Annotated in this window: 10 protein-coding genes; 3 read left to right on the top strand and 7 right to left on the bottom strand. The window is 73.1% G+C overall.

The features are described from left to right. The first annotated feature begins 563 nt into the window (after positions 1-563). From NFS20_RS06385 to ligD, 3 genes are all read left to right on the top strand, one after another. Entirely contained in the window at positions 564-1850 is a 1287-nt protein-coding gene (locus tag NFS20_RS06385) for a DUF349 domain-containing protein (protein ID WP_251150901.1), read from the top strand. Positions 1851-1938: 88 nt separating this feature from the next. Next, complete coding sequence (locus NFS20_RS06380) at positions 1939-2592, top strand: type IV toxin-antitoxin system AbiEi family antitoxin (protein WP_251150900.1); 654 nt, start codon at positions 1939-1941, stop codon at positions 2590-2592. Between the two features lie 10 nt (positions 2593-2602). Further along, the gene (ligD, locus tag NFS20_RS06375) at positions 2603-3679 is read left to right on the top strand and encodes a non-homologous end-joining DNA ligase (RefSeq protein ID WP_251150899.1); all 1077 of its coding nucleotides are present in this window, start codon (positions 2603-2605) and stop codon (positions 3677-3679) included. 21 nt (positions 3680-3700) lie between these two features. Here ligD and NFS20_RS06370 read toward each other — a convergent pair whose 3' ends face one another. From NFS20_RS06370 to ruvB, 7 genes are all read right to left on the bottom strand, one after another. Further along, positions 3701-4807: an ATP-dependent DNA ligase gene (locus NFS20_RS06370; protein WP_251150898.1), complete on the bottom strand. Its 1107-nt coding sequence runs from the start codon at positions 4805-4807 to the stop codon at positions 3701-3703. Between the two features lie 114 nt (positions 4808-4921). After that, positions 4922-7264, bottom strand: a complete 2343-nt coding sequence (locus NFS20_RS06365; RefSeq protein ID WP_251150897.1) for a RelA/SpoT family protein — start codon at positions 7262-7264, stop codon at positions 4922-4924. 77 nt (positions 7265-7341) lie between these two features. Next, positions 7342-7947 carry an adenine phosphoribosyltransferase gene (locus NFS20_RS06360; RefSeq protein WP_251150896.1) on the bottom strand — a complete coding sequence of 202 codons (606 nt, stop codon included), beginning with the start codon at positions 7945-7947 and terminating at the stop codon, positions 7342-7344. Further along, complete coding sequence (secF, locus tag NFS20_RS06355) at positions 7944-9068, bottom strand: protein translocase subunit SecF (RefSeq protein WP_251150895.1); 1125 nt, start codon at positions 9066-9068, stop codon at positions 7944-7946. The genes NFS20_RS06360 and secF overlap by 4 nt, the downstream gene beginning before the upstream one ends. Then, a complete protein-coding gene (gene secD, locus NFS20_RS06350; protein ID WP_502800789.1) occupies positions 9068-11038 on the bottom strand; it encodes a protein translocase subunit SecD in 1971 nt (656 codons plus the stop codon). Before secD ends, secF begins: the two co-directional genes overlap by 1 nt. 81 nt (positions 11039-11119) lie before the next feature. Next, positions 11120-11584, bottom strand: coding sequence for a preprotein translocase subunit YajC (yajC, locus tag NFS20_RS06345; protein WP_251150893.1), 465 nt, complete (start codon positions 11582-11584; stop codon positions 11120-11122). 192 nt (positions 11585-11776) lie between these two features. Beyond that, positions 11777-12850 carry a Holliday junction branch migration DNA helicase RuvB gene (gene ruvB, locus NFS20_RS06340; RefSeq protein ID WP_251150892.1) on the bottom strand — a complete coding sequence of 358 codons (1074 nt, stop codon included), beginning with the start codon at positions 12848-12850 and terminating at the stop codon, positions 11777-11779. Position 12851 lies beyond the last annotated feature (1 nt).

Below are 12851 nucleotides of genomic sequence, written 5' to 3'. Positions count from 1 at the left end.
GAGGCGACCGAGACCGAGACCGAGACGACCGAGGCGAGCGAGACCGAGGCGAGCGAGACCGCCTCGTCCGCCGCTCCCGTGGACGCCCCGGCGTCCGCAGAGGCGCCCGAGGCCGCGGCGGACGAGCCCGCTGCAGCCGCGGACGAACCTGCTGCAGCCGCGGACGAGCCCGCTGCGGTCGAGGACGAACCTGCTGCTGCAGCCGCGGACGAACCCGCTGCGGTGGTCGAGGACGAGCCCGCTTCAGCCGCAGCGCAGTCGGAGGCGGCGACGGAGCCCCAGGCCGACGTGGAGGAGCCCGCTCCGGCAGAGGGCGCCGGCACGGGCTCCGCGACGGAGGACACCTCCGAGCACGACGAAGCACCCGCGCCCACCGCAGACCAGGGCGAGTCCACCGAGAAGGCCACCCCGGCCCCCGCCGCGCCGAGCGTCGCCGGTCGCCCGACCCCCGCCCGGCACCGCGGCCCAAGCCCTCCGCCGTCCCGCACCCCCGCGCAAGCCCGCGCCGTCCGGCCTCCCCAGCCGCCGCGTCCCCGGCCACCGCGATCCCGCTCGAGCGGGCGGTGCCGGCCCTCGCCGACGACTCGCCCGCCGCCAAGGCGGCCGCGGCGTTCGGCCGAGTGGACGACGACGGCACCGTGCACGTGCGCGAGGCGGCGGGCGAGCGCGTCGTCGGCCAGTTCCCGGGCGTCGACACGGACGAGGCGCTCACGCTCTACGTGCGCCGCTACCTCGACCTCCAGGCGAAGGTCGCTCTCTTCGAGGCCCGCCTCACCAGCACGGACCTGTCCGTCAAGGAGATCGACCAGACGCTCGCGCGGCTCTCCGAGGAGACGGCCGAGCCGTCCGCCGTCGGGGACCTCGACGCGCTGCGTGCCCAGGTCGAAGGCCTGCGCACGGTCGCGAGCGAGCGTCGCCAGCAGCTCGAGGCCGAGCGTGCCGCCGCGAAGTCGGCCGCTCTCGCCGCCCGCACGGAGATCATCGAGGCGGCCGAGAAGATCGCGGCGACCGACCCGAGCCGCATGCAGTGGCGTCCCGCGGGCGAGGAGCTCCGCGGCCTGCTCGAGCGCTGGAAGGAGGCGCAGCGCTCCGGCCCCCGCATCGACCGGGCGAGCGAGGAGGCCCTGTGGAAGCGGTTCAGCCACGCGCGCACCGCGTTCGACCGCGAGCGGCGCCACTACTTCGCCGAGCTCGAGCAGCGCAACACCTCCGCCAAGGCGGAGAAGGAGAAGCTCGTCGAGGAGGCCGAGGCCCTCGCGACGAGCACCGACTGGGGCCCGACGGCCGGGGCGTACCGCGACCTCATGGCTCGCTGGAAGGCGGCCGGGCGCGCCAGCCGTCGTGACGACGACGCGCTGTGGGCGCGGTTCCGCTCGGCGCAGGACGCGTTCTTCCAGGCGCGCGACGCGGCCAGCTCCGCCACCGACGCCGAGTACGCGGCGAACCTCGAGGTGAAGGAGGCCATCCTCACCGAGGCCGAGGCCCTCGTGCCCGTTCGGGACCTCGCCGCCGCGAAGACGGCCCTGCGGGACGTCCAGGAGCGGTGGGAGCAGGCCGGTCGGGTGCCGCGCGGCGACCTCCAGCGTGTCGAGGGACGCCTGCGCGCCGTCGAGAACGCCGTCCGCGACGCGGAGCAGGCGCAGTGGACGCGCACGAACCCGGAGACGCGGGCACGTGCCGAGGGTGCCGCGGCCCAGCTCGAGTCCGCGATCGAGGCCCTCGAGGCCGACCTCGCCGCGGCGCAGGAGCGCGGGGACAAGCGCGCCGTCGCCGACCTCGAGACCGCTCTCACGGCTCGTCGCGCCTGGCTCGAGCAGGTCGTCCGCGCGGCGGAGGACTCGCGCGGCTGAGTCGTCCCGAACCGACCAGGGGCCGGCACCCGTCCACAGGCGGGCGCCGGCCCTTTCGCGTCCGCTCGTCGTCGTGCACGGTGTGGGGATGAGCACCGGCACGCACCAGCGCCCCGCCTCAGGCCTCCGGGACGACGCGCCCACCGAGACCTACCCACCCCTCGCGCGCCTGCTCGCGCCGCGCGCCGTGGACGTCGGGCTGCTCGTGCGGCCGTCCGAGGTGGGCGGCCAGGTCGCGTACGGCGACCTCGTGCGACGCGGAGCGCTCGTCGAGGTCTGGGACGGCGTCGCCGCACCCGCGCGCGTCCCGCAGACCCCGACCCTGCGGGCCCTGGCCGTCCGTGACCTCGTGCCGGCGCGGACCGTGCTCGCGGGTGCCGGCGCCGCCTGGGTGCTGTGCGGCGGTCGACGCCCCGTCCGGCTCGACGTCCTCTACCCGCCGGGCACCCATCGACCGACGCCGCTGCCGGGCCGTGTCCCCCGGCAGTCCGCGGTGCTGCGCTCGGAGACGGAGGTCGTCGCCGGCATCCTGGTGACCGACCCGCGACGCACCGCGCTCGACGTCGCGACCCGCTGCGACCGCGCCACCGCGCTCGAGATCCTGCGGTGCCTGCGGTCGGCGCGCGAGCTCGACGTCGCCGCCGCCGCGCGCTCCCTCGAGCTCCGGTTCCGCTGGCCCGGGCGCGAGAAGGCTCGCGAGGTCCTCGACGTCCTGCTCGCCGAGGCCACCCCGCCGGGCTAGGTTGGGCGCCATGGCCGCAGCGAAGACGCCACCGGTGGAGCTCGACGTCCGAGGACGCACGGTGCGCGTGACGAGCCCTGACCGGGTCGTGTTCCCCCGCCGGGACGTCACCAAGCTCGACGTCGTCGAGTACTTCCTCGCCGTCGGCGACGGCATCCTCGGGGCACTGCTCGACCGGCCGACGACGCTCGAGCGCTGGCCGAAGGGCGTGTTCGAGGGTGCTCGCATGAGCACCCGTACGGACAACAGCGGCGACGCCTTCTACCAGAAGCGCGTGCCCAAGGGCGCGCCCGACTACGTGCAGACGGCCCGCATCGCGTTCCCGAGCGGGCGCACGGCCGACGAGGTGTGCCCCACCGAGCTCGCCGTCGTGGCCTGGGCCGCGAACCTCGGCACGCTGACCTTCCACCCGTGGCCCGTGCGCGGCGAGGACGTCGAGGCGGTCGACCAGCTCCGGATCGACCTCGACCCGCAGCCGGGGACGGACTTCGACGACGCCGTCCGCGTCGCACCGCACCTGCGCGAGGTGCTCGACGAGCTCGGCCTGACGGGCTTCCCGAAGACGTCGGGCGGGCGCGGCATCCACGTGTTCGTGCCGGTCGCGCCCGAGTGGGACTTCGTCGCCGCGCGCCGCGCGACGATCGCGATCGGGCGCGAGCTCGAGCGCCGCCTCCCCGACCAGGTCACGACGAAGTGGTGGAAGGAGGAGCGCGGCGCCAAGATCTTCGTCGACTACAACCAGATGGCCCGCGACCGCACCATCGCGTCGGCGTACTCGATCCGGTCGAACCACCGTGCGACCGTCTCCGCCCCGGTGACGTGGGACGAGCTCGCGGACGTCCACCCGGACGACTTCGACATCCGGACGATGCCCGCGCGGTTCGCAGAGGTCGGCGACCTGTTCGCACCGCTCCGGGCAGACCGCGACGACCCCGGTGCGTCGCTCGAGGCGACGCTCGAGCTCTCCCGGCGCGACGAGGCCGAGCACGGCCTGGGCGACCTGCCCTATCCCCCGGAGTACCCCAAGATGCCGGGCGAGCCCAAGCGGGTCCAGCCGAGCAAGGACCGCGACCGCCCCCAGGTGTGACGGTCCACCGACGGCGAGCCGTCAGCCGACCCCCGGCGCCCCCGGGAGGATGCTCGTCAGGTCGTAGCGCACGGGCTCCTCGAGCTGGTCATAGGTGCACGACGACGGCTCCCGGTCGTCTCGCCACCGCCGGAACTGCGCGGTGTGGCGGAATCGCGCGCCCTCCATGTGGTCGTAGGCCACCTCGAGCACCCGCTCGGGGCGCAGGGGCGTGAACGACAGGTCCTTGCCCGAGCTCCACCGCGACACCGCGCCGGGCATGCGCTCCCCGGCCGGGTTCTCCCAGCCCGACCACGGGTGCGCGTCCGCCTCGGGTGTGCCCGGCTCCACGACGAGCGGCGCGAGCTCGGCCACGAGGGCCGCACGGCGCGCCGTCGGGAAGGACGCGGCGACGCCCACGAACTGCAGCTGCCCCGCGTCGTCGAACAGGCCGAGCAGGAGTGAGCCGAGCAGCGGCTCCGCGGGCGTCGAGGTCTTGTGGAGCCGGTAGCCGGCGAGCACGACGTCGGCCTCTCGACCGTGCTTGATCTTGAGCATCGCGCGCTTGTTCGGCTGGTAGGTCCCGTCGAGCGGCTTCGCGACGACCCCGTCGAGCCCGGCGCCCTCGAAGGTGTCGAACCACTCGCGCGCGACGACGACGTCCCGTGTGCGCGGGGTGGCGTGCACCTGCGGCCCGTCGAGCGCGAGCGCGTCGAGGGCCTCCTGGCGACGGGCGAGCGGGGCGCCGGTCAGGTCGTCGTCGCCCAGGGCGAGGACGTCGAACACGACGAGGCTCGCGGGCGTCTGCTCGGCGAGGAGGCGCACGCGTGAGGCCGCGGGGTGGATGCGCTGCTGGAGCACCTCGAACTCGAGCCGACCGTCCTGCACCAGGACGATCTCGCCGTCGACGACGCACCGCTCCGGCAGCGCGGCCCGCACCGCGTCCACGACCTCCGGGAAGTACCGTTCCATCGGGCGGGCGTTGCGGCTGTCGAGCCGCACCTCGTCCCCGTCGCGGTAGACGATCGCGCGGAAGCCGTCCCACTTCGGCTCGTAGACGTAGCCGCCGGGCGTGGCGTCCGGCTCGGGCACGCCGAGGACCGACTTCGCGAGCATGGGCAGGACGGGCGGCATCACGGGCAGGTCCATGCGCCCGATGCTGCCACCGGCCCGCAGGCGACGCCCGGCGGGCGCGCCGCGCGACACCCTCGCCGACCGCGACGCCCCGCGAGATCGCCGACACGCCCGGCGGGCGGTCCGACGTCAGGCGGGCAGCGGCGGCGCCGGCTCGGCGCGCGATCCCGTCATGCGGTAGACGTCGAACACGCCGTCGACCTTGCGCACCGCGCTGAGCACCTGGGCGAGGTGCGCCGGCTCGGCCATCTCGAAGACGAAGCGCGACATCGCGACGCGGTCGTTCGACGTCGAGACGGTCGCCGAGAGGATGTTCACGTGGTGGTCCGACAGGACACGGGTCACGTCCGAGAGGAGCCGCGCGCGGTCGAGGGCCTCGACCTGGATCTGGACGAGGAACATCGCGTTGCTGCCGGTCGTCCACGTGACGTCGACGATGCGCTCGGGCTGGTTCCGCAGCCCGACGACGTTCGCGCAGTCCGCGCGGTGGACGCTCACGCCCTGCCCGCGGGTGATGAACCCGATGATCTCGTCACCCGGGACGGGCGTGCAGCACTTGGCGAGCTTGACCCAGATGTCGTCGACGCCCTTGACCATCACGCCGGGGTCGCCGGTGCGGACGCGCCGCGCCGTCTGGCCGGGGCGAGCCGTCTCGGCGACGTCCTCGACCGTGCCCTCGTCCCCGCCCATCGACTGCACGAGCTTCGACACGACGTTGGCCGCCGAGACCTGGGCCTCGCCGATCGCGGCGTACAGCGCCGTGACGTCGGCGAAACGCATCTCGTTCGCGAGCGCGACGAGCGTCTCGTGGGACAGCAGGCGCTGGATCGGGAGGTTCTGCTTGCGCATCGCCTTGGCGAGCGCGTCCTTGCCGTGCTCGACGGCCTCCTCGCGACGCTCCTTCGAGAACCACTGGCGGATCTTGTTGCGTGCGCGAGGGCTCTTGACGAAGGCGAGCCAGTCACGGCTCGGGCCGGCGTTCTCCGACTTGGACGTCAGGACGTCGACGGCGTCACCGTTCTCCAGCGTCGAGTCGAGCGGGACGAGCCGTCCGTTGACGCGGGCGCCCATCGTGCGGTGCCCGACCTCGGTGTGGACCGCGTACGCGAAGTCGACCGGGGTCGATCCCGCGGGCAGCGCGAGGACGTCGCCCTTCGGCGTGAAGACGTAGACCTCCGCGCCGCCGATCTCGAAGCGCAACGAGTCGAGGAACTCCGCAGGGTCCGCGGTCTCGCGCTGCCAGTCCACGAGCTGGCGCAACCAGCGCATGTCGTTGGCGGCGGGGTCGCCCTTCTCGGTCCGCCCCGCCGTCTTCGCGGTCTCCTTGTACTTCCAGTGCGCGGCGACGCCGTACTCGGCGCGCCGGTGCATCTCGTGCGTGCGGATCTGGATCTCGACGGGCTTGCCGCCCGGGCCGATGACCGTCGTGTGGAGCGACTGGTACATGTTGAACTTCGGCATCGCGATGTAGTCCTTGAACCGCCCCGGCACCGGGTTCCACCGGGCGTGCAGCGCGCCGAGCGCCGCGTAGCAGTCCCGGACGCTGTCCACGAGGACGCGCGCACCGACGAGGTCGTAGATCTCCGCGAAGTCGTGACCGCGCACGATCATCTTCTGGTAGATCGAGTAGTAGTGCTTCGGCCGGCCCGTGACGGTCGCGCGGATCTTGGCGCTGCGCAGGTCGGCCGTGACCTGCTCGCGCACGACCGCGAGGTACTCCTCGCGCGCCGGTGCGCGCTCGGCGACCAGGTGGACGATCTCGTCGTACACCTTGGGGTACAGGGCCTGGAACGACAGGTCCTCGAGCTCCCACTTGATGGTGTTCATGCCGAGCCGGTGCGCGAGCGGCGCGTAGATCTCGAGCGTCTCGCGCGCCTTGCGCTCGGCGGACGACGACGAGACGTACTTCCACGTGCGCGCGTTGTGCAGCCGGTCCGCGAGCTTGATGACGAGCACGCGGATGTCCCGCGCCATGGCGACGACCATCTTGCGCACGGTCTCTGCCTGCGCGGCGTCCCCGTAGGTCACCTTGTCGAGCTTCGTCACGCCGTCGACGAGCATCGCGATCTCGTCGCCGTACTCGTCACGGAGCTGGTCGAGGGAGTACTCGGTGTCCTCGACGGTGTCGTGCAGGAGCGCCGCGGCGAGCGTCGAGCCGTCGAACCCGAGGTCCGCGAGGATCGTCGCGACGGCGACCGGGTGCGTGATGTACGGGTCGCCGCTCTTGCGCAGCTGGCCGCGGTGCGCCCGTTCGGCGGTCCCGTAGGCCCGCTCGATGACGGAGAGGTCGGACTTGGGATGGTTCGTGCGCACCGCCTGCAGCAGCGGCTCGAGCGCCGGGCTTCCCCCGCCGGTCCGCGTCCCGAACCGCACGAGGCGCGACCGCACGCCACGCCCTCCGGTCCCGCCGCCCCCCGGGGTCGCGGGAGGCTGGCCGGCAGGCGCGGACGACGTCCGGGTGTCCTCGCTCATGTGCGCCTCCCTCCGTGTGCGGCCGACGTGCGCCGACGTTCGTGCGACGACCTGCCGCACCGACCGGAGTGGCAATCCTACGACCCCACGTGCAGGAGCGTGGTCACCCCGCGTCCCGCGAGGCGGTCGCGACCGCCCAGACCGTCGAGCTCCATGAGGAACGCCAGCCCGACGACGACGCCTCCGGCCCGCTCGACCAGCTCCGCTCCCGCGGCGGCAGTACCGCCCGTCGCGAGCACGTCGTCCACCACCAGAACGCGTGCGCCGGGTCGCAGTGTTCCCGCGCGCAGCTCGATCGTGGCGGTGCCGTACTCGAGGTCGTAGGTCACGGCGTCCGTCGGCGGCGGGAGCTTGCCCGCCTTGCGCAGCGGGACGAAGCCGACCCCGAGGTGCGTCGCGAGCGGCGCGCCGAGCAGGAAGCCACGGGCCTCCAGCCCGGCGACGAGGTCGATGCCCCCGTCGACGGCGTCGACCACGTGACCCAGCGCCTCGATCACGTGCCGGAACGCGTCACCGTCGGCGAGGAGGCCGGTGATGTCGCGGAACGTGATCCCCGGTCCCGGGTAGTCGGGCACCGACCGCACCAGCTCGAGCACCCGCGCCGACCGGTCGGGTCCGAGGCCGCCGAGACCGACGGCCCGCAGGCCGTCGGTCCCGGCGGCCGGGACGTGCTCGGCCGTCATCGGGCGGTGCGCCGCTTCCGCGGCTGCGCCCTGTTCCCCTGGTGCGCACCCGGCTGGAGCTGGCGGCTGCCGTCGACACCCGCCGCGGCGAGGACCGCGTCCTCGGCTCCCTCGTCGCCGAGCTCCGCCGCGCGGTCCGCGCGCAGGTCGAGGACCTTGCGCGTGTGCTCGGAGATCGCCGTCTCGCGCTCGCGGAACGCCACCTCGAGGGGGGTCGCGAGGAAGATCGACGAGTACGCACCGACCGCCATGCCGACGAACAGCGCGAGCGCGATGTCGCGCAACGTGCCGGCGCCGAGGAGGAACGCCCCGATGAAGAGGATCGCGGCGACCGGGAGGAGCGCGACGACGGACGTGTTGATCGACCGGACCATCGTCTGGTTGATCGCGAGGTTCGCGCGCTCGGCGTACGTGCTCCGGGTCTGGTTGAGGATGCCGGTCGTGTTCTCGCGCACCTTGTCGAAGACCACGACGGTGTCGTAGATCGAGTACGCGAGGATCGTCAGCAGACCGATGACCGTCGCCGGGGTGATCTCCCAGCCGATGAGCGCGTAGATGCCGACCGTGACGATCAGGTCGTGGAACAGCGCGACGACGGCCGCGAGGGCCATGCGCCAGTTCCGGAAGTAGACCGTCATGACGAGGCTCACGAGCAGGAGGAAGACGACGAGACCGACGATCGCCTTCTGCGAGACGTCCTGGCCCCAGGTCGGGCCGATGAACGCGCTCGTGACGTCCCCGACCTCGACCTCGTAGGCGTCGGCGAGCGCTGCCCGGACGTCCTCGACCTCCTCGTTGCTCAGCTGTGCCGTCTGGACGCGGACGCTGTTCGCGCCGACCGTCGAGATCCGCGGCACCTCCTCGGGCGCGACGGACTGCACGGCCTCGATCGCCGGCTGCTGCGACGTGTCCGCGGCCTGCGAGACGGTGAACTCGGAGCCACCGCGGAACTCGATGCCGAGGTTGAGGCCGCCTCCGGCCATCCGGACGCCGATGATCGCCAGCGAGAGCACGACCGCGACGATCGCCGCGACGAAGTACCGCCTGCGCCGCGCGACGATGGCGTAGGACCGGCGACCGGTGTAGAGGTCGTTGCCCCACTGGGCGAATCCGCTGGCCATCAGTGCTTCTCCTCGTTCTCGCCCGCGGACGACGGCGCGTCGGAAGGCTGGTCCTCGACGGTTCCCTCGACGGCGGCCCGCCGCTGTGCAGCCCGCCGCTCGGCGATCGTCATGCGTGGCCCGTCACCGCCTCCGACGCCGGCCGCGACGGTCTCGCGAGCGGGCGTCTCGGCACGGGTGCGTGCCGGGGCGGCGTCCGGCTCCGGGGACGAGGGCGCGTCCTCGACGGCGCTGCTCGACCCGGGCGTGGTGACGACCCGGCCACGGCCCGCGTACCGGATGCTGCGCGCCCCGAGGCGACGCGGGTCCAGGCCCGACCACGGGTGGCCGGTCGCGAAGAACTTCGTCCGCGCCAGGAGCTGCATCAGCGGGTGCGTGAAGAGGAAGACCACGACGATGTCGATGAGCGTCGTCAGCCCGAGGGTGAAGGCGAAGCCGCGCACGCCACCGACCGCGAGGAAGTACAGCACGATCGCCGCGACGAAGTTCACCGCGTCGGAGGCGAGGATCGTGCGGCGTGCGCGCTCCCAGCCCTTCTCGACCGCGGAGTTCAGCGTGCGACCGTCGCGCAGCTCGTCGCGGATGCGCTCGAAGTACACGATGAACGAGTCGGCGGTGATTCCGATCGCGACGATGAGGCCCGCGACGCCCGCGAGGGAGAGGCGATAGCCGATCGTCCACGACAGGAGCGTGATGATCCCGTACGCGAAGAGGCCTGCGACGGTGAGCGACGCGACCGTGACCAGCCCGAGGACCCGGTACTGGAAGAGCGAGTAGATCACCACGAGCAGCATGCCGATCGCGCCCGCGAGCAGGCCCTTCTGGAGCTGCTCGGAGCCGAGGGTCGCCGAGATCTGCTGCTGGCTCTGGACCTCGAAGGTCAGGGGCAGCGAGCCGAAGTTCAGCTGGTTCGCGAGGGTCGCGGCGCTGTCCCGCGTGAAGCTCCCGGAGATCTCGGCCTTGCCGTCGGGGATGGCGACCTGCGAGACGGGCGCGGAGATCACGAGGCCGTCGAGGACCATCGCGAACTGGTTCTGCGGGGACGGCAGGGTCGTGAGACGCGTCGTCACCTCGCGGAACTGGGTGGTGCCCTCGCCGTCGAACTCGAGGTTGACGACCCACTCGTTGGTCACGGCGCCGGTCTGGCCGACGCGGAGCCCGGAGCTGGCGTTCGCGATGTCGGTGCCCTCGACCTCGACCGGGCCGAGCACGTACTTGGCCAGGCCGTCCGCGGAGCACGCGACGAACGCGCTGTCCGTCGGGCCGCTGTCGCCGCCCACGAGGTTCTCGGGGACCGTGCAGTCGAGCGCGTCGAACTGCTCCTGGATCTCGGGGGTGATCTGGGCGAGGTCGCTCGGGTTCTCCGGGCGGACGGTCTCGCCGTCCTCCGTGCCCGACGTCGCACCGTCGGTCGGTTCCTCGGTCGCACCGTCGGTCGCCGCGTCGGCGGGGGCGTCGGCCGACTCCGTCGCGTCAGGCGCAGCGTCGTCGGCGGCCGCGTCGTCCGTGGCCCCGTCCTCGGCGGCCGCGTCCTCGGCGGGGACGGCCGTCGGGGCGCCGACCGCGAGCACGGGCCGGAAGCGCATCTGGGCCGACTGGCTGACGAGGTCGATCGTCTCCTGGCTCGGCTCACCGGGGATGCCGACGACGATGTTGCCCGATCCCTGCCGGGTGATCTCCGACTCCGACACTCCCTGCGCGTCGATGCGCTGGCGGATGACGTTGATCGCCTCGTTGATCGCCTCGGGCGTCACCTCGGAACCGTCGGTCGTGACGGGCTCGAGGATGATCTGCGTGCCGCCCTCGAGGTCCAGCGCGAGACCCGGGGTCAGGCTCGCGCCGCCCGGGTCGTCGGCGGTCTGCGGGTCGAGCTTCGTCCCCGCGAAGAGGCTCCCGAAGAGGGCGACCACGAGGACGCCCAGGAAGACGAGGGTCCGTACAGGCCTCGCTCGTGTGCTGCTGGTGGCCAACTGTCCGTCTCTTCTCGTGCGAGTGCGATGGGCCCGGGGGCCCATCGCGTCAGTCCGGCCGCGCGTGCGGCCGGCGGGTGGTCACTTGCTGTCCGTGCCCTCGTCGCGACGGTCGCGGTCCTTGTCCGCCTTCTCGTCGGTGAGGCCGGACAGGTCGTCGGGGACGACGAGGTCGTCGGCGTCGTCCTTCGACGAGCCGGAGGAGATGGTAGCCGCACTGCCGTAGGCGGCGGCCGGAGCAGCCGGCTCCTCGCCCTCGACGAGCTCCTCGGTCTCTTCCTCCACCGGCACGTCGACGCGCTTGGCGATCGCCGCACGCAGCCAGCGCGTCTGCGCGCCGGGGGTGGACTCGATGGTGATGATGTCCGCCTCGTCGTCGACGTCGACGATCGTGCCGAACATCCCCGAACCCGTCATGACCTCCTGGCCCGGAGCGAGCTCGGACCGGAAGTTCTGGGCCTCGCGCTGCTGCTTGCGGGTGCGGCTGGTCATGAGGAACATCGCACCGGCTGCGAGGGCGAGGATGAGGATGAAGCTGATATCCATGACGGGGTCTCACGTGTCCTGTTCGTCGGCGGGGTTCTGCGCGGCAGTCTAGGCGCGCGCGCACGGTTCACCAACGAGCCGTTCGGTCGTGGAGTTCCCCGCAGGTCCGTCCAGTCTAGGCCCTCCGCGGCACGCCCTGTGACGGCCGTCACGGGCGCCCCGGGTGGTTCGGGCCGCTGGTGCGTCGCACCGTCAGGCGTCGAAGAGCGTGCCGCCGTCGCGCGGTGGGGTCAGCCCGAGGTGCGCCCACGCGGCGGGCGTCGCAACGCGACCCCGTGGCGTCCGTCCGATCAGCCCTTCCCGCACGAGGTACGGCTCGGCGACGGTCTCGACCGTCTCGGCCTCCTCACCGACCGTGACGGCGAGCGTCGTCAGGCCGACCGGGCCCCCGTTGAAACGGGTGCACAGCGCCGTGAGCACCGCGCGGTCGAGCCGGTCGAGCCCGATCGGGTCCACCTCGTACACCTCGAGCGCGGCGCGCGCGGCGCGCAGGTCGAGGCTGCCGTCGCCCCGGACCTGCGCCCAGTCGCGCACGCGCCGCAGCAGGCGGTTCGCGATGCGCGGCGTCCCGCGCGAGCGACCCGCGATCTCGTGCGCGGCGTCGGGGTGGAGCGCGACGCCGAGCAGGCCCGCGGAGCGGGTCAGGACGCGCTCGAGCTCCTCGCCCGAGTAGAAGTCGAGGTGACCCGTGAACCCGAACCGGTCGCGCAGCGGCGCGGGCAGCAGGCCGGCGCGCGTCGTCGCGCCGACCGCCGTGAACGGCGGCAGGCTCAACGGGATCGCGCTCGCGCCCGCACCCTTGCCGACCACCACGTCGACGCGGAAGTCCTCCATCGCCATGTAGAGCAGCTCCTCGGCGGGCCGCGCGAGGCGGTGGATCTCGTCGATGAACAGCACCTCGCCCTCCTCGAGCGAGGACAGCACCGCGGCGAGGTCGCCCGCGTGCTGGATCGCCGGCCCCGAGGTCACGCGCAGGGACGCGCCGAGCTCGGCGGCGATGATCATCGCCAGGGTCGTCTTGCCGAGACCCGGCGGCCCGGAGAGCAGCACGTGGTCGGGCGTGCTCCCCCGCGCGAGCGCGGCCTGCAGCACGAGCGAGAGCTGGTCGCGCACGACCCGCTGCCCGACGAACTCCTCGAGCCGCCGTGGGCGCAGCGCCGCCTCGGCCGCGCGCTCGAGGTCGTCGGCGCCCGCGGCGACGATGCGCTCGGACGTGAAGCCGTCCTCGGGGAAGCCGCCCGCCCCGACCCGGTCGAAGTCCGCCATC

Origin of the sequence: Cellulosimicrobium sp. Marseille-Q4280, from assembly GCF_943181405.1 — a bacterium.
GTDB lineage: Bacteria > Actinomycetota > Actinomycetes > Actinomycetales > Cellulomonadaceae > Cellulosimicrobium.
The sequence above is the reverse complement of the archived record's forward strand: the minus strand, read 5'-3'. Positions and strand labels throughout refer to the sequence as shown.